The 15,867-nt window shown below is 68.4% G+C and carries 18 protein-coding genes and 1 tRNA gene; 10 read left to right on the top strand and 9 right to left on the bottom strand.

Going from position 1 to position 15,867, the window contains the following annotated elements; all coding sequences use genetic code 11:
• Nucleotides 1–70: 70 nt before the first annotated feature.
• The 3 genes from BS69_RS0107655 to BS69_RS0107645 all read left to right on the top strand — a co-directional run bounded on the left by BS69_RS0107655 (nucleotide 71) and on the right by BS69_RS0107645 (nucleotide 1,894).
• Complete coding sequence (locus BS69_RS0107655) at nucleotides 71–1,084, top strand: tyrosine-type recombinase/integrase (protein ID WP_084184373.1); 1,014 nt, start codon at nucleotides 71–73, stop codon at nucleotides 1,082–1,084.
• A gap of 152 nt (nucleotides 1,085–1,236) precedes the next feature.
• Nucleotides 1,237–1,629, top strand: coding sequence for an antitoxin Xre-like helix-turn-helix domain-containing protein (locus tag BS69_RS0107650; protein WP_029941371.1), 393 nt, complete (start codon nucleotides 1,237–1,239; stop codon nucleotides 1,627–1,629).
• A 191-nt stretch (nucleotides 1,630–1,820) separates the two neighbouring features.
• Nucleotides 1,821–1,894 (top strand) — tRNA-Gly (locus BS69_RS0107645).
• 26 nt (nucleotides 1,895–1,920) lie between these two features.
• On the opposite strand, the gene BS69_RS14255 is transcribed toward BS69_RS0107645, so the two are convergent.
• Complete coding sequence (locus tag BS69_RS14255; RefSeq protein ID WP_156956959.1) at nucleotides 1,921–2,076, bottom strand: hypothetical protein; 156 nt, start codon at nucleotides 2,074–2,076, stop codon at nucleotides 1,921–1,923.
• 194 nt (nucleotides 2,077–2,270) lie between these two features.
• Here BS69_RS14255 and BS69_RS0107635 point away from each other — a divergent pair, with 194 nt between their 5' ends.
• Nucleotides 2,271–2,450 (top strand): hypothetical protein, encoded by a 180-nt coding sequence (locus BS69_RS0107635; RefSeq protein WP_029941370.1) that lies wholly within the window; start codon nucleotides 2,271–2,273, stop codon nucleotides 2,448–2,450.
• Here BS69_RS0107635 and BS69_RS0107630 read toward each other — a convergent pair.
• The 5 genes from BS69_RS0107630 to rlmB form a co-directional block, all read right to left on the bottom strand.
• Nucleotides 2,440–4,071, bottom strand: coding sequence for a DUF885 family protein (locus tag BS69_RS0107630; protein ID WP_169738075.1), 1,632 nt, complete (start codon nucleotides 4,069–4,071; stop codon nucleotides 2,440–2,442). The two genes, BS69_RS0107635 and BS69_RS0107630, sit on opposite strands and share 11 nt — an antisense overlap.
• Nucleotides 4,072–4,182: 111 nt before the next feature.
• Complete coding sequence (locus tag BS69_RS0107625; protein WP_029941368.1) at nucleotides 4,183–5,646, bottom strand: FGGY family carbohydrate kinase; 1,464 nt, start codon at nucleotides 5,644–5,646, stop codon at nucleotides 4,183–4,185.
• Nucleotides 5,643–6,200 (bottom strand): NADPH-dependent FMN reductase, encoded by a 558-nt coding sequence (locus BS69_RS0107620; RefSeq protein ID WP_029941367.1) that lies wholly within the window; start codon nucleotides 6,198–6,200, stop codon nucleotides 5,643–5,645. The genes BS69_RS0107625 and BS69_RS0107620 overlap by 4 nt, the downstream gene beginning before the upstream one ends.
• 3 nt (nucleotides 6,201–6,203) lie before the next feature.
• A complete protein-coding gene (locus BS69_RS0107615; RefSeq protein WP_029941366.1) occupies nucleotides 6,204–6,821 on the bottom strand; it encodes a DNA-3-methyladenine glycosylase family protein in 618 nt (205 codons plus the stop codon).
• Nucleotides 6,821–7,567 carry a 23S rRNA (guanosine(2251)-2'-O)-methyltransferase RlmB gene (gene rlmB, locus BS69_RS0107610; protein WP_029941365.1) on the bottom strand — a complete coding sequence of 249 codons (747 nt, stop codon included), beginning with the start codon at nucleotides 7,565–7,567 and terminating at the stop codon, nucleotides 6,821–6,823. Before rlmB ends, BS69_RS0107615 begins: the two co-directional genes overlap by 1 nt.
• Before the next feature lie 57 nt (nucleotides 7,568–7,624).
• Here rlmB and BS69_RS0107605 point away from each other — a divergent pair, with 57 nt between their 5' ends.
• Entirely contained in the window at nucleotides 7,625–8,296 is a 672-nt protein-coding gene (locus tag BS69_RS0107605) for a glutathione S-transferase family protein (RefSeq protein WP_029941364.1), read from the top strand.
• Nucleotides 8,297–8,300: 4 nt separating this feature from the next.
• Here BS69_RS0107605 and BS69_RS13685 read toward each other — a convergent pair whose 3' ends face one another.
• Both BS69_RS13685 and BS69_RS0107595 read right to left on the bottom strand, forming a co-directional pair.
• Nucleotides 8,301–8,882 (bottom strand): PilZ domain-containing protein, encoded by a 582-nt coding sequence (locus BS69_RS13685; protein ID WP_051676627.1) that lies wholly within the window; start codon nucleotides 8,880–8,882, stop codon nucleotides 8,301–8,303.
• Complete coding sequence (locus BS69_RS0107595; RefSeq protein ID WP_029941363.1) at nucleotides 8,879–9,136, bottom strand: PilZ domain-containing protein; 258 nt, start codon at nucleotides 9,134–9,136, stop codon at nucleotides 8,879–8,881. The genes BS69_RS13685 and BS69_RS0107595 overlap by 4 nt, the downstream gene beginning before the upstream one ends.
• 184 nt (nucleotides 9,137–9,320) lie before the next feature.
• Between BS69_RS0107595 and BS69_RS0107590 the strand changes: the two genes are divergently transcribed.
• Nucleotides 9,321–9,587: a PilZ domain-containing protein gene (locus tag BS69_RS0107590; protein WP_029941362.1), complete on the top strand. Its 267-nt coding sequence runs from the start codon at nucleotides 9,321–9,323 to the stop codon at nucleotides 9,585–9,587.
• Nucleotides 9,588–9,590: 3 nt separating this feature from the next.
• On the opposite strand, the gene ubiG is transcribed toward BS69_RS0107590, so the two are convergent.
• Nucleotides 9,591–10,313 carry a bifunctional 2-polyprenyl-6-hydroxyphenol methylase/3-demethylubiquinol 3-O-methyltransferase UbiG gene (gene ubiG / locus BS69_RS0107585; RefSeq protein WP_029941361.1) on the bottom strand — a complete coding sequence of 241 codons (723 nt, stop codon included), beginning with the start codon at nucleotides 10,311–10,313 and terminating at the stop codon, nucleotides 9,591–9,593.
• Between the two features lie 56 nt (nucleotides 10,314–10,369).
• Here ubiG and BS69_RS0107580 point away from each other — a divergent pair, with 56 nt between their 5' ends.
• The 4 genes from BS69_RS0107580 (at nucleotide 10,370) to ptsP (ending at nucleotide 15,841) form a co-directional block, all read left to right on the top strand.
• A complete protein-coding gene (locus tag BS69_RS0107580; protein ID WP_029941360.1) occupies nucleotides 10,370–11,599 on the top strand; it encodes an aspartate kinase in 1,230 nt (409 codons plus the stop codon).
• Between the two features lie 17 nt (nucleotides 11,600–11,616).
• Nucleotides 11,617–12,600: an NAD(P)H-dependent flavin oxidoreductase gene (locus tag BS69_RS0107575; RefSeq protein WP_037504711.1), complete on the top strand. Its 984-nt coding sequence runs from the start codon at nucleotides 11,617–11,619 to the stop codon at nucleotides 12,598–12,600.
• 73 nt (nucleotides 12,601–12,673) lie between these two features.
• The gene (locus tag BS69_RS0107570; RefSeq protein ID WP_029941358.1) at nucleotides 12,674–13,516 is read left to right on the top strand and encodes a J domain-containing protein; all 843 of its coding nucleotides are present in this window, start codon (nucleotides 12,674–12,676) and stop codon (nucleotides 13,514–13,516) included.
• Between the two features lie 60 nt (nucleotides 13,517–13,576).
• Nucleotides 13,577–15,841 (top strand): phosphoenolpyruvate--protein phosphotransferase, encoded by a 2,265-nt coding sequence (gene ptsP, locus BS69_RS0107565; RefSeq protein WP_029941357.1) that lies wholly within the window; start codon nucleotides 13,577–13,579, stop codon nucleotides 15,839–15,841.
• The last annotated feature ends 26 nt before the right edge of the window (nucleotides 15,842–15,867 follow it).

The raw sequence follows: 15,867 nt of genomic DNA, 5'->3' as shown, positions 1-15,867 counted from the left end.
TGCTTGGCGCGGTGGTCCCCGGGTTCTCCGCGCGGAGAGCGACGCTCGCCCGATCCTAACTTCGGCGATCATGGCGAAAGTGCATACGCTGCTCGAGGAGCGTAAACTTGCCGAAGATCCGGATGATCCGACTGGTAAGCCTCTCGCGTGGCTGATCGCTCTTTGGGTCGCGAGCCCCGAATGGTGCAGCATGACGAGCAACACCCGGAAAACCTGGGGCTCGGCGCTGAACCTCATCAACCGCAAGTGGGGGAAGGAAGCGATTGAGACTTTCTACGACGAGCGGTCGAAGCTCAAGGTCATCAAATGGCGCAATAGCCGTCGGGTCACTCCTCGAGCCGCCGACACCGGGGTAAGTGTGCTTCGAGCTTTGCTGAAATTCGGAGGCCCCTACGTTGGCTCCTGCATCAATATCGCCGCCAATATTTCTCGCCTCTATGAAGATGGGAACAGGCCCGAGATCATCTGGACCGACGAAGACATCACGAACTTCGTGGCCGCGGCCAATGACAAGGGTCAGCCCGCCGTTGGAGACGCGGTGAGGCTGGCAGCGCTCACTGGTCTGCGACGCGCCGATCTGGTCAGCCTGACCACTGCCCATTTGCGGCAGCATACGATCGTCAAGCGCACGAAGAAGAGAACGAAGCGGCGCCGGCCGGCGGCGGCCATTCCCCGTCTGCCCGAGCTGAACGACCTTCTCGAGGAGCTTCAGGCACGTCCTCGGGGTGTGGCGTGTGAGACCATCCTGGTGAACGACAAGGGTGCCCCATGGAATCCGGACGTTCTGACCCGCGCCGTTCAGGAGATCCGCGACGATCTCGCCCTGGTCCACTTCGATGAAGATGAGCTCGACGACGACGGCCGTCCCCGCGCTCGCAAGAAGCATTTCCATGACCTCCGCGGCACTTTCATCACGCGGCTGATCAAAGAGCTCGAGCTCTCCGATCCCGAGATCGCAGACATCATGGGGTGGGCGTCTGATCGCGTGGCCAATATTCGGAAATTCTACATTGACCAGGACGCCTATGTTTCGGCTCTCGTTCTACGCCGGAATGAGCGCCGCGCGAACGCTAACCGGCATTGAGCCGCAAGCTATTGGAGGCGAGGGGCGTGCAAGCTCGGTGACCCAGCCTTGGCGGAGCAAAGGATTGGTGAGGTGAGACTGGATCGGCCAATCCGTGGTTAGACAAAGGTGAACAAAATCGTATTGGGGCGCTGCGCTTGGAGAATGAGAATATGAAATCCGCCGGAGACCGAAAGGCAGCTGCGATACGCGGACTGGGGGGACCGGCGCTCCGTACCTTCTTCAATGTGGCCGAGGCCTGGGGACTCAGTGACGAAGAGCAAATGAGAATTCTGGGCATAGAAGCCCGCTCGACCTTGCAAAGGTGGAGGAACGGGCGTGTCCAGATCCTTCGGCGCGACACAGTTGAGCGGATCTCGTATGTGTTCGGCATTTACAAGGCCATCAACATCCTTCTGCCGGAGCGGAGTCGAGCAGATGGTTGGATGCGTCGGCCAGACCGGGCGCCGCTCTTCGCCGGCCAAAGCGCAATCCAGCGCATGACTGCAGGCAACGTCGGGGATCTCTACGTGGTCCGTCAGTATCTTGATTCTCAGCTCGTCTGAGGGTTCGCGAAGGTCAGCTAGGCCGCGCCACTCCGGGCTTTGAGCGAGTTGACCTGCTGCCGCTCCCTGTGGCAATCGCAGTGCTCGAGCATCTCGCGACAGCGTTTTCAGGGCCTGTAAAAGGGCCTGTAAAAAGACGAACAGAGTTGCGAAATTCCGTTGCTCGAAATGTCCGTTTTCTGCGGAAAACTGCGGGTGTAGCTCAATGGTAGAGCAGAAGCCTTCCAAGCTTACGACGAGGGTTCGATTCCCTTCACCCGCTCCACCGCCCGAAACGCCTAGCCATCCCGCTCAAAGACGCTCGCGCATGGTAGCCAGCAGGTCCTTGAGGAGAGCGTTGCAGCGCTCGAGTTCGCGCCGCGAGGTCTCGCCCTGATAGGCGACGGCAAGCGAGCTGAAGGCGACAAGGAATATGCCGACCAAGGCGGCGGACTGGAACAGCGACACGCCCGAGGGGATAGGGGGCGAGGAATTGCCGGTCGGTTAAGATCGGTTCCATTCGTGCCACTGAAATCCCGAGCCTCGGCATGGGACGATGGCGCGGCCCGCTGTGGCATCGCCGGCGGGCGTTGGTCGACCGCAGAAGGCAATCCGTAGACGGGCGGCTACCGAAAACTGATCCGCGTCAATAATCCCAAGTAATGTCTGATCGTCCGAGCGTCACCTATCTGCGCCGCCGCGCCGCCATCTGCCGCCGCCTCGCCGAAACCGCTTCCGACGATTATCGCACCTGGGCGCTGACCAGCATCGCCGAGGATTACGAGCGCCGGGCCGACGCGCTCGCCCCGTGCGACGCGCCGGCCGAGTGCATCATGGCCTAGGCGCGCCGGCCGCCAGCTCGCGCTCGATCAGGGAGGGCTGGACGATCCCGCTGGCGAAGATGCGGGTCATGGCGGCGCCGAGTGTGAGGGGGCGACCCGCCACCTCAGCAGCATGCGACTGGACGGCGAGCAGCCGGTCGAGCTGCGTCTTGCCGATGATGTAACTGGGGCCATAGCCCGGCTGGCGGAGATAAAGCAGCTGCTCGAAGCCGACGAGCTTGCTGTTGGCATCGGACCAGCCGCGCGGGGTCCAGGCGGCGTGGAATTGGCCGGCCTGGGCAAGATCGATCTCGTTCGCCTGCACCCGGAGCGAGGCGAGCCCACGCGCGGCCCGGTTGGCGAGCATGATCCAGACCAGCTCGCGCCCATGGGGCTCGTCGTCGTAGAGGCCGGCCTGCGCCAGCAACTCCTCCATCGCCGTCGCGAAGCCTTCGGAGCGGTCGGCATAGATGTTGAACAGGGGCGGGGTCGCGCGGATCGGGCTCGCGTGCGGCTCGTATTTCAGCCGCGCGAGTTCGATCCAGTGGAACTGGTGCGAGGACAAAGGCAGCGGGTCGAGCGCGGTCACGTGCGTGAAGAAGTTGCGCTGCGCGGGCGGGGTATAGTCGCCGAGCTGGCCGAAGAGCGCGGAGCGGTAATAAGGCCGGTCAGGCGTGATACCGGTCGATACCAGCAACTCCCACAGGCGCTGGTTGCGTCCCTCGGCCATCCGCCGATAGGCCGCGGGATCGCTGAGTTCGGGGATCGGCGGCGCGGCGCGGTTGCGGGCTTCCTCGATCCGGAGAGAGGCGAGCGACCGGTCGAGTTCGCGCTGGAGGATCACGACCTGCTGGTCATAGTCATAAGGGCTGAGCAGGACGTTCTTCAGATACCAGTTGTAATTGTCCTTCCCGACGCCCGAAGGGCCGACCCGCCGTGGCGCTTCCGCCTTGACCCAGGCGGCGAAGCTCTCCGAGGCCAGCCGGGCATTGCGGACGGCGGCCTTGAGGCGCGCGCTCGCGCCCGCCAGTGAGGCGGTGCGGCGACCATCGAGGTCGTTCAGGGACAAGGTCCCCGCCTCGAGCGCGGCGAGCGCCTCGACCTGGTCGATGAAGGCGCGGTCGCCATAGGCCCAGAGGTCGTGGACGGTGCTTGCCGCGAGGTTGGTGCGGGCCTGCGCAAGGAGCGGCGGGACGGTCTCGAGCAGGGTGGCGAGCCGGCGATCGTCGGCGCGGGTCAAGGGATAGCGGAACTGCCAGAGGTCGACATTGGGCTCGGCCGAGGGGCCCTCGTGCGCGGGGACGTCGCTCATCTCGGCGAAGACGTTCTGGTAGAAGCCCGGGTCGCGTGCCCACGGCCGGAGGACGCGCTGGAAGAAGTCGAGGGCGTTGATCTCGCTCTCGACGTAGCGCGCGTCATTGGCCTCGGCGACGCTCATGCCGCTGCGGTCGATCGCCGCCAGCCGCGCGCGCCAGGCGGGGAGCGCCGCGGCCTGCCGGGTCATCGCCGCGGCCGAATAATCGGGGACGCCGGCGACCATTCGTGGGCTGACGAAAGCGCGCCACTCGCGGAACAGGGTCACGAGCTCGGCATGACCGCGACTGGCAGGCGCTGCCGCAGGGACCGGGGACTGGGCCGCCATCGCCGGCGCGCCCGAGAACGCCAGGGCCATTGCCAAGGTCAGATGCCGCATGATTTGTCCCCCTTCAGCGGGAGGATGCACCCGGGCCCCGGCCCAAGGCAAGGGGAGGGCTCAGGCCTGGTCGACCAGCCTGCGCCACGCGGCGAGCCGGGTCGAGCGCTCGGCACCGATGTCGCGCGGGGCAAAGTGGTCGCGGGACGGGGTCATGGCGGCGGCGGCCAACGCGAGGTCGGGGTAAAGGCCCGCGCCCACCGCGGCGAGGATCGCGGCGCCGCGCGCCGTGGTCTCGACGTCGCTCGGTCGGCCGACCGCGAGGCCGGTCATGTCGGCGATGTCCTGCGCCAGCCAGTCGTTGGCGGCCATGCCCCCGTCGATCCTGAGGTCGTGCCACGGGCAGTCGGCGGCGGCGAAGGCGGCGGCAAGGTCGACCAGCTGGTGGCTGACGGTCTCGAGCGCAGCCCGCGCGACATGGGCGCGGGTGGCGGCGAAGCTGAGGCCGGTGATCGCGGCGGTCGCGTCGGGCTTCCAGTAGGGCGCGCCGAGACCCGAGAGCGCGGGCAGGATGGCGACCCCGCCATTGTCGGGGACCGAGCGGGCGAGCGCGTCGGTCTCAGCGGCCGAGCGGACGATCCCGAGATTGTCGCGCAGCCACTTGATCAGGCTCCCGGCGACGAAGATCGCGCCCTCGAGCGCAAACTGGCGCGCGCCGCCGAGTTCGCACAGCACGGTGCCGAGCAGGCCCTCGGCCGCCTGTGGGCGCGCGGTCCCGCGATTGGTCAGCACGAAGGCGCCGGTGCCGAGCGTGAGCTTGGTCTGGCCGGGGGCAAGGCAGGCCTGGCCGATTGTCGCCGATTGCTGGTCGCCGACCAGGGCGGTGAGGGGGATCGGCGCGCCGAACAGCGCGGGCATCGTCGATCCGAAATTCCCGGCATTGCCGACCACTTCGCCAAGCGCGGCGCGGGGCACGCCGAACAGGGTCAGCAGCTCGGGTTCCCAGTCCTTGCCTTCGAGGTCGAGGAGGAGCGTGCGGCTGGCATTGCTGGCGTCGGTCAGCTGGCGACCGGTCAGCTTCCAGGCAAGCCAGGTCTCGATCGTGCCGAGCGCAAGGTCGCTGCCGGCGCTGCTAACGGCTGCGTCATTGGCGAGCAGCCAGCCCATCTTGGTGGCCGAGAAATAGGGATCGAGGCGAAGCCCGGTCCGCTGCTGCAACTGCGGTTCGTGCCCGGCCTCCCGGAGGATCCGGCAGCGGTCGGCGGTACGGCGGTCCTGCCAGACGATCGCGCGGGCGAGCGGCTCGCCGGTCGAGCGGCGCCAGGCGACCACGGTCTCGCGCTGGTTGGTAATACCGATGGCGGCAATCCGGTCGGGTCCACCGGCTTCGGCGACCATCTGCCGCGCGCAGCCCAGGGTCTTGGTCCAGATCTCCGCCGCGTCATGTTCGACGAGGCCCGGGCCCGGATAATGCTGGACGATGTCGCGGCTGCACTGGCCGAGCACGCGGCCATCGGGGGCATAACGGATGGCGCGGGTCGAACTGGTCCCGGCGTCGAGGACCAGGAGCTCGCGCTCGCTCACCCCAGGCGCCCGGCGGCCTGCGCGACCTGGCCTCCGACCAACCGCAGCTGCGCGGCGATGTCGGGGTCAGCGAGACGGCCGTCGGCCCCGAAGCTGTCGGCATTGATCTTGAGCGCCGCGCCGAACGGCGTCGGCCAGCCCCGCAGCGCATGGGCGATGGTCCGCAGCGTGGTCATCGAGCTGTTCGCCGCCTGGTGACCGAAGGCGGTGACGATGAGCCCGACCGGCCGACCCTCGAGATAGGGACGGGCATCGTCGGCGAGCTCCTCGAGATAGTCGATCGCGTTCTTGACCATGCCCGAGACGGTGCCGTGATAGCCGGGCGTGGCGAGCAGGATGCCGTCGGCCTCGCGCACCGCCGCGATCAGTTCGGCGCCCTTGTCGGGTGTCCAGTCGGGTCCGCGATAATGGGGCAGGGAGGCGATATAGTCGCCACCGAAGAGGTTGATCTCGGCCCCCATCTCGCGCGCGGCGTCGGCAGCAAGCCCGAGCACGCGCTCGGTGCTGCTGGCGGGGCGGGTAGTCCCGCCGATGGCGACAATGCGGCGGCTCATGGGTCAGATCACCTTGGTGTTATAGCTGTGCCACGCCAGCAGCGCCGCCGCACCCCGGTAAGGAGACCATCCCTCGGCCCGCTCGCGAAGCCATTTCTCGCTCGGCCGCTCAGCGAGGCCGAACATCCTGCCGAGCTCGATCTGGACCGCGAGATCGCCCGCCGGGAAGACGTCCTCGCGCCCTTCGGCGAACAGCAGGTAGATCTCGGCCGACCAGCGGCCGATGCCCTTCACCCGGGTCAAGAGCGCGATGGCTTCCTCATTGTCGGCCGGTAGCGAAGCGAGGTCGAGCTCGCCCGACAGGACGAGCCCGGCGAGGCTGCGCAGATAGCCGGCCTTCTGGCGCGACTGCCCGAGCGCGCGCAATTCCTCGTCGCTCGCCGCCTGCAGCCGCTCGAGGTCGGGCGGATCGCCATAGGCCTCGGTGAGCTTGTTCCACATCGAGCGGGCGGCGGCGACGCTGACCTGCTGGCCGACGATTGTCCGCAGGAGCGCCGCCGTGCCGCGCTCGCTGATACGCGGCTCGGGCACGCCGTGCCGCTCGATCACCGCCTCGAAAGCGGGTTCGGCCCCGGTCAGATGGTCGAGCGCCCGGTCGATGCTCTCGGGACTGTGGACCATCAGGCCTGGCTGGCCGCGTAGAGCGCGATGGCGGCCGCGTTGGAGACGTTGAGGCTTTCGACCGCGTCGGTGATCGGGAGCTTGGCGAGGGCGTCGCAATGCTCGCGGATGTTCTGGCGCATCCCCGCACCCTCGGCGCCGAGCACCAGCGCGACCTTCTTTGGGCCGAGCGCTTCGCCGAGCGTCGCGCGGGCATCGCCGGTCAGGCCGATCCGCCAGAAGCCGGCCTCGGCCATTTCGTCGAGCGCACGGGCAAGGTTGACGACACGCACCCACGGCACCCGCTCGAGCGCGCCCGATGCCGCCTTGGCGAGCGCGCCGCCCTCGGGCGGCGAGTGGCGGTCCTGGGTTACGATCCCGATCGCGCCGAAGGCCGCGGTCGAGCGCAGGATCGCGCCGACATTGTGCGGATCGGTGACTTGGTCGAGGACCAGCAGAACCGCGCTCTCGTCGGCCTCGGCGAGCACGTCGCCGAGCCACAGGTCCTCGAGCGGCTCGACCTCGATCACCACACCCTGGTGGGGGGCGTCGTGGGGAACCAGGCGGGCGAGGTCGGTGACTTCCGCGCGGGTCAGCACGACCTCGGGCGGGAAGTTCATGAAATTGGCGGCGTCCTGCGTCGCCCACGCCTTGAGGACGTGGCGATCGGGATTATCGAGCGCGGCGGCAACCGCATGCTTGCCCCAGAAACGGGGACGGTTGGCGGAGCCGTGGCTCGACTGGTGCGACTTCTTGCGGCGGGTCATGGGCCCACGCTGTAGCTTCGCCTTGCCCCGTGGTGAACCCGCGTTAAAGCCGGACCCATGTGGCAGCTCCTGCAATTTCCTTTGTGTCCCTTCTCGCGCAAGGTCCGGCTGATCATGGCCGAGAAGGGCGTGCCGGCCGAACTGGTGCGCGAAAATCCGTGGGAGCGGCGGGACGAATTCATCGACCTCAATCCCGCCGGCGAGACCCCGGTGCTGGTCGAAACCGAACTCGGGATCACGCTGATCGGCAGCCAGCCGATCGCCGAATATTTTGAGGAGACCATCGACAAGGTGCCGATGATCCACGGCGATGCCAAGCAGCGCGCCGAGATCCGCCGCCTGACCGAATGGTTCGACGAGAAGCTGTTCCGCGAGGTGGTCGAGCCGCTGATGGTCGAGCGGATGCGCAAGCGCCTCGTCAGCAAGGAAAGCCCCGACACGCGCGTGCTTCGCGAGGCGATGCGGGTGGGCAACAACCACCTCGACTATCTCGACTATCTGCTCGACCACCGGCGCTGGCTGGCCGGGCCGGCGCTGAGCCTTGCCGACTTCACCGCCGCCGCGCATCTGAGCGTGATCGATTACCTGGGCGCGGTCGACTGGCGCGGGCACAAGCAGACCAAGGACTGGTATTCGGTGATGAAGAGCCGGCCGGCCTTCCGTCCCCTGCTCGGCGAGCGGATGGAGGTGATCGTGCCGCCGCAGCATTACGACAAGGTCGACTTCTAGGCGCTCAGCGCAGCCAGCGCTCCAACAGCAGGTCGAACACTGCGTCGTGGATCGACTTCTCGAACATGACGCCGGCGCAGTGACCCTCGACCCAGCGGACCTTGGCTTCGATCGCCTCGAGCCCCGGAAGCTGGATCCAGATCCGGTCGTCGACCCGGGGCACGTCGACGAATACGAGACAGCAGCCGAGAGGCGAAATGTCGCGGGCATCGAGCGGCTGGCCGCGGCGACCTTGCCGCCGGACGATGACCTCGAGATCGGTCTTGAGCCGTTCGACCTGGCGCGGGGTCTGCCCCACCTCGGCCGCCTGGGTGAAGGCGAAGCCCGCCGCCCGCTCGCGGCGCCAGCGCACGACCGCGTCGATCTTGCCGCGATTGGCGACCGACAGCTTGACCTCGTCGCCCCGGCGCAAGGGCGCCGCCGTCTCGAGCCGGCACCCGCCATAGGAGAGATCGGTGAGGGTGAAGTCCCAGATCGAATTGTCCGAGGACAGGACCATCCACCCCCGGAGGGCCACCGGCCGCCGCTCGTCACGCGACTTGCGCGGACGCAGGTCGGGGCCGACGGGGGGGTGGGGAACGTTCATGCCGCCGGCTCGCGATCGAACTTGAGACCCGCCTTGCCGCCGCGGGCCCAGCGCACACGGGCGGTGAAGCGGCCGATCCTCGGGAGGTGCAGGGAGACCTGCTCGCCGACGCGGAAATAACCGCGGATGCAGCAGCCGTCGATCGAGATGTCCTCGACCTCCACGGTTTCGGAGGCGCCGGGCACGCGGCTGAGCAGCGCCTGCAGCGCGACGCTGCTGCGGTTGTTTCTCGGCCGGGTGAGGGGCGCGTTCATTTCCTACTCCTGGGAGCTTCAATGAAGCCGAAGTATCAGCACGCGTTAAACAGCTACGCTTAACAGGATGCTAGGCGGAACCGACCAAGAATAGATCATTCGCGGAATTCCGCCAGCTGTCAGAACCCATACTAGCCCAGTTGCGTTATCGATGTTAAGCGAGCGGCCAGTTTCCGGGGGCGTCATGGGCATCGACGAGGTTCCACGCAGCGAGGAACGCCGGAAGGGCGAGCTGCGCGGGTACGTCCGCCGGTCCGGCGATGCGATCCAGCCGGCCGAGTTCGAGGACGTGTCGGAGGGCGGCTGCTGCATCCGCGGCGACTTTCGCATCGGCGAAATGCTGGTCGCGACCATTCCGACCCTCGGCACGGTTGAGGCGCAGGTCCGCTGGTCGATCGGCGGCCGCAGCGGATTGAAGATCCTCGCGGTCCATCAGGCCGAGGGCAAGTAACGTTCAGGCGGCGCGCGCCGCTGCCACCAGATAGTTGAGCCTGAGATCGTCGCTGAGATGAAGGCCGCGCGTCGCGCTGAAGGCGATCCCGCGCGTGGCCCGGACCTCAAGCCCCGCCGCGCCGAGCAGCCCCGCGAGCCCCTCGGGCGGAATGAACTGCTCATAGTCATGGGTGCCGCGCGGGATCTGCCCGGTCCCTTCGGCGAGCGTGATGGTCAGCAGCCGCGCCAAGGGGGTGCGGTTGGGCGTGCTCATGACGAGAAGGCCGCCGGGGGCGAGCCGCGCCGACAGGTCGGCGACGAAGGTGGCGGGGTCGGCGACATGTTCGACCACCTCGAGCGCGGTGACGAGATCGAAGCAACCGTCGAGCGCCGCCACTTCACCGGCGACATAGCGGATCGCGAGACCGCTCTGCCCGGCATGGGTCCGTGCGGCCTCGATCAATTCCGGCGCGGCATCGACGCCGGTGACGAAGGCGCCCATCCGTGCCAGCGGCTCGGCCAGCAGCCCGGCCCCGCAGCCGACGTCGAGCGCCGAGCGGCCCTCAAGCGGACGAAGAGTCCGCGCGTCACTGCCGAAGTGGCGGTCGATCTCGGCCCGGATGAAGCCCAGGCGGACCGGATTGAGCCGGTGGAGCATCGCCGAAGAACCCCTGGGGTCCCACCAGTCGGCGGCCATGGCGCCAAAGTGCGCGGCTTCTTCGGGTCGGATACTTGTTTCGGCCATTTCCGCCCCCTAACAGGACGCCGCCCTCAACCCAAGAAAGTGCTGCACCCCAGGCCATGGCCCGCATCGTGATGAAGTTCGGCGGCACCTCCATGGCCGGGATCGAGCGCATCCGCAGCGTGGCGGAGCGGGTCGGACGCGAGGCGGCGGCGGGCAATGAGGTGCTGGTGGTGGTCTCGGCCATGGCGGGCGAGACCGACCGACTGGTCCAGCTCTGCCGCGAGGCTGCTGCCCTCCACGACCCGCGCGAATATGACGTGGTGGTGGCGAGCGGCGAGCAGGTCACCGCGGGCCTTCTTGCCATGACGCTCCAGAATAACGGCGTGCCTTCGCGCAGCTTCATGGGCTGGCAGCTGGTCCGCGCGACCGGCACCCACGGCAATGCGCGGGTCGAGACGGTCGAGCGCCGGCTCCTCGACGAGGCGCTCAAGGCCGGCACGGTCTGCGTCATCCCGGGCTTTCAGGGGGTCAGCGACGATGGCCGGATCGCGACCCTCGGCCGCGGCGGCTCGGACACCAGCGCGGTCGCCATCGCCGCCGGGGTCAAGGCCGACCGCTGCGACATCTACACCGACGTCGATGGCGTCTACACCACCGATCCCCGGATCGTGCCCAAGGCGCGCAAGCTTGCCGAAGTGACGTTCGAGGAAATGCTCGAGCTCGCCGGGGTCGGTTCCAAAGTGCTCCAGGTCCGCAGCGTCGGCCTCGCCATGCGCGAGCGCCTGCCGCTCCGGGTGCTGAGCGCGTTCGAAGACAAGCCGGGCACGCAGATCGTGGTCGAACTGAGCGGGGACATGGAAAGAAACGAAATCGCCGGCATCGCCGCCGACCGCAACGAGGCGCGCATCACCCTGACGGGGATCGCCGACAAGCCGGGGACGGTCGCCCGGGTCATCCGCCCGCTCGCCCAGGCGGGCATCGCGGTCGACATGATCGTCCATGCCGCGACCCCGAGCGCGGGCGCCTCGGACCTCACCTTCACCGTTCCGCGCGCCAGCCTGTCGCAGGCGATCGCGGTGATCGAGGACTGGAAGGGCGACATCGGCTACGACAAGCTGATCACCGACGACCGGGTCGCCAAGGTCTCGATCGTGGGCGTCGGCATTCGCTCCAATCCCGAGCTCGCCGCCCGCATGTTCGACGTGCTGGCCGAGCGACGGATCAACCTCCTCGCCGTGACCACCAGCGAGATCAAGGTGTCGGCCCTGATCGCCGAGGACGAGCTCGAGCTCGCGGTCCGGGTGCTCCACACCAGCTTCGGCCTCGACGAGGAGCCGCAGGCATGAGCCGCCTCGATGCACTGATGGCGCGCGGCGCCGACTTCCTCGGCACCCGCTACGCCATTCTCGGCGGGGCGATGAGCTGGGTCTCCGAGCGCAACCTCGTTGCCGCGATCAGCAATGCCGGCGGTTTCGGCGTCATCGCCTGCGGGGCGATGACCCCCGAGCTCCTCGACACCGAAATCGCCGAGACGAAGAAGCGCACCGACAAGCCGTTCGGCGTCAACCTCATCACCATGCACCCGCAGTTAAGCGAGCTGATCGACGTTTGCGGCCGCCACCAGGTTGGCCATGTCGTGCTCGCCGGCGGGCTTCCGCCGGGTGGCGCGATCGACCGCATCAAGGGCACGGGCGCGAAGCTCATCGCCTTCGCGCCGGCGCTGAGCCTCGCCAAGAAGCTGACCCGCTCGGGCGCCGACGCGATCGTGATCGAAGGCATGGAAGCGGGCGGGCACATCGGGCCGGTTTCGACCTCGGTGCTGGCGCAGGAGATCCTTCCGCACGTCGCCGCCGACGTGCCGGTGTTCGTCGCCGGCGGGATCGGTCGGGGGGAGGCGATCGCCGCCTATCTCGAAATGGGCGCGGCCGGAGTCCAGCTCGGCACCCGCTTCGTCTGCGCGACCGAGAGCATTGCCCATGCCAACTTCAAGAAGGCCTTCATCCGTGCCTCGGCGCGCGATGCGGTGCCGAGCGTGCAGATCGACCCCCGCCTGCCGGTGATCCCGGTGCGGGCGCTCAAGAACAAGGAAACCGAGCGATTCGCCGCCAAGCAGCGCGAGATCGCCGCGCAGCTCGACAGCAAGGCGCTCGAGATGGCCGAGGCCCAGCTCCAGATCGAGCATTACTGGGCAGGGGCCTTGCGCCGCGCGGTGATCGACGGCGACGTCGAGACCGGCAGCGTTATGGCCGGCCAGTCGGTCGGCATGGTGACCAGGGAAGAGCCCACCGCCGATATCATCGCCGAGCTGGTTGGCGAAGCCGAGGCGGCGCTCGGCCGTCGGCAATAGTCCCGGTCGCGCGGGCGGTCGCGCTCGGCTATAGATGGCAGGAGCGACGCCAGCGTCGTCGGGCCGGGAGGGCATGACCAACCATTATCGCACGCTCGGGATCGACCCGGACGCCGACGGAGCCACCATTCGCGGCGCCTATGTCGAACGGATGCGCCGCTTCCATCCCGATCGGCACGGGGGCGAGGCCGACCGGCAGAAGGCGCAGGACGTGACCGCCGCCTATGAGGTGCTGCGCGATCCCGAGCGACGCGCGGCCTATGACCGGGCGCGCGTCCTTTCCTTCGCCGGGACCGCCGCCGCCCCGCCGCCCTCGCGGGTCCGCGGCGGTCCGCTCGGCCGCAACCTGTTCCTGCTGGTCGCCGCGGGGACCGCGGGCCTCGGCTATTGGGCGCTCCAGCAGCCGCTTCCAGCGCCGCGCGGCCATTCCGTCCAGGCGCGTGCCGAGCCGGTCGAGCCGGCGGCCGACGTCCGCTTCGCGCCCATCGAGGTCGAGGCGGCCGATCCGCTTCTGCGCGTCGAATCGCCGCTACCGATCGCCAGGGAGCGGGTCGAAACGCCCCTGGAGGGATCGATCATCCTTCCCCCGCTACCCGTGGTCCGCCCCGCGCCCGGCGCCGCTTCCGCCCCGGCCCCCCGCGCGGACCCGGCGCGCAGGATGCCGGTTTCCCCGGTCCCGTCGCGATCCGAGGGTCCGGTGCCGACGACGCCCACCATCGACCTTGCCGGGCTCGAGCATCACCTCCAGCTGCTGACCGACCAGAGCGTCCGCTACGGCAACGCGGCCAAGCGGGCGCGGCTCTTCTCGACCCGCGACCAGTTCGTCGCGAAGCTCTCGGCCTGTGCCACCGACCTTTGCCGTCGCGACGCCTATCTCCGTCGCAACCAGGAAATCGCGGAGATCATGCGCAACTGACCCGCCGCGGCCGGGCTGCTCGCTTGGAAGCCGCGGGCCTGTCTGTTAGCGAATGCGCCCATGCCCCTGTCCGCCGCCACTTCCGCCCGCGAGATCCTGACGGGTCTGCACGGAGTCATGGCCGGACGCGGCGCGGCGCAGACCAAGCTCGACCATGTCGTCGACCTGATCGCCGAAGCGATGGGGAGCGAGGTCTGCTCGATCTACCTGCTGCGCGATTCGGTGCTCGAGCTGTTCGCGACCCATGGCCTCAACAAGGAAGCGGTGCACGTCACCCGCCTTGCGCCCGGCCAGGGCCTGGTCGGCACGATCGTTTCGGAAGGGCGGATCCTCAATCTTGCCGAGGCCAGCAATCACCCGGCCTTCGCCTATCGGCCCGAAACGGGCGAGGACAAGTTCCACAGCTTCGCGGGCGTGCCGATCATCTTTCGCGAGCGTGCGATCGGGGTGCTTGCGGTCCAGCATGCCGATCCGCGGGCCTATGCCGATGTCGAGATCGAGGCGCTGCAGACCGTCGCCATGGTGCTGAGCGAACTCATCGCCGGGGCGCGGCTGGTCGACGGCGCCGAGCGGCGCGGCGGCCAGCGCGAGGGAATGGTGCGCCTCGCCGGCCTGAAACTCGTCGCTGGCATGGCGCGGGGAACCGCGGTCTTCCACCAGCCGCGGGTGGTGGTCGAGCATACGGTCGCCGACGATCCCGAGCTCGAGCGGTCGCGCGTCATCTCCGCCTTCCGCAAGATGCGCGAGCAGATCGAGCACATGACCCGCGAAGCCGAATTCGGCACCGCGGGCGAGCATCAGGAGATCCTCGAGACCTACAAGATGTTCGCCTATGACGAGGGCTGGGTCCGGCGGATCAACACCGCGATCGACAGCGGCCTCACCGCCGAGGCGGCGATCGAGCGGGTCCAGCAGCGCACCCGCGCCCGGATGCAGGAGATCGACGATCCGCTGCTCAAGGAGCGGATGCACGACCTCGAGGACCTGTCGAACCGGCTGATGCGAATCGTCAGCGGGCGGATGGGCACGGCGGCGCAGACCGGGCTGAGCGGGGACGCCATCCTCATCGCCCGCAACCTCGGACCCGCCGAGCTTCTCGAATATGACCGCCGCCGGCTGAAGGGCGTGGTGCTCGAGGAAGGTTCGCTCACCGCCCATGTCACCATCGTCGCCCGCGCCATGGGGGTGCCGGTGATCGGCCGGGTCAAGGACATCGGTCATATCGCGGGCGAGGGGGATACCCTGCTGATCGACGGCAACCAGGGCAGCCTGGTCGTCCGGCCGACGCGGACCGTCGCCACCTCGTTCGAGGGGCGCATGGCGATGAGCCAGCGCCGCCGCGCCGAATTTGCGGCGATCCGCGCGCTTCCGCCGATCACCAAGGACGGGTTGCGCGCGACCCTGATGGTCAATGCCGGTCTCGCCGAGGACGCGGCCCAGCTCGATTTGAGCGGCGCCGACGGGATCGGCCTGTTCCGGACCGAGTTCCAGTTCCTCATCTCCGCCGCCTTGCCGGGGCGCGACGCCCAGTATCGGCTCTACCGCCAGGTGCTCGAGGCGGCGGGCGACCGGCCGGTGGTCTTCCGCACGGTCGACATCGGCGGCGACAAGGCGTTGCCCTATCTCGCCGACGCCAGCGACGAATCCGAGAATCCGGCGATGGGCTGGCGCGCGCTCCGTCTCAGCCTCGATCGCACCGCGCTGATGAAAGCCCAGGCCCGGGCGCTGATCGAGGCCGCCGAGGGCCGCATCCTCCGGGTCATGTTCCCGATGATCTCCGAGCCATGGGAATATGAGGAGGCGCGCGCGCTGTTCGAGGCGCAGATCGAGTGGGTGAAGAAGCGCAAGCCCGGGCCCGCGAAGATCGAATTCGGCGCGATGCTCGAGGTGCCGAGCCTTGCCGAAATGCTCGACCAGCTGCTGCCGCGAGTCGACTTCCTGTCGATCGGCACCAATGACCTCACGCAGTTCCTGTTCGCGGCCGATCGCGCCGATCCGCGGCTCGCGCTGCGCTACGACTGGCTGAGCCCGGCGATCCTGCGCTTCCTGCGCCGCATCTCGGTCGAGGCCAATGCGGCGGGCGTGCCCGTCCGCGTCTGCGGCGAGATGGGCGGCCGCCCGCTCGAGGCCATGGCGCTGGTCGGGATCGGGATCACCAATTTCTCGATCACCCCGGCCGCGGTCGGGCCGGTCAAGGCGATGCTCCGCTCGCTCGACGCGGCGGCGGTTCAGGCCAAGGTGGCGGCCCTGCTCGCCAAGCCCCCGCGCGACATGCGCAAGACCCTCACCGACTGGGCCAGGCGGCACTCGGTCGCGCTCGACTGAGGCGTGCAAGTTGACGGTTGCCCTTC

The organism is Sphingomonas astaxanthinifaciens DSM 22298, from assembly GCF_000711715.1.
GTDB classification, from domain to species: Bacteria; Pseudomonadota; Alphaproteobacteria; order Sphingomonadales; family Sphingomonadaceae; genus Sphingomicrobium; species Sphingomicrobium astaxanthinifaciens_A.
Note: the sequence above shows the minus strand (reverse complement) of the source record. Positions and strands in the feature narration are given on the sequence as shown.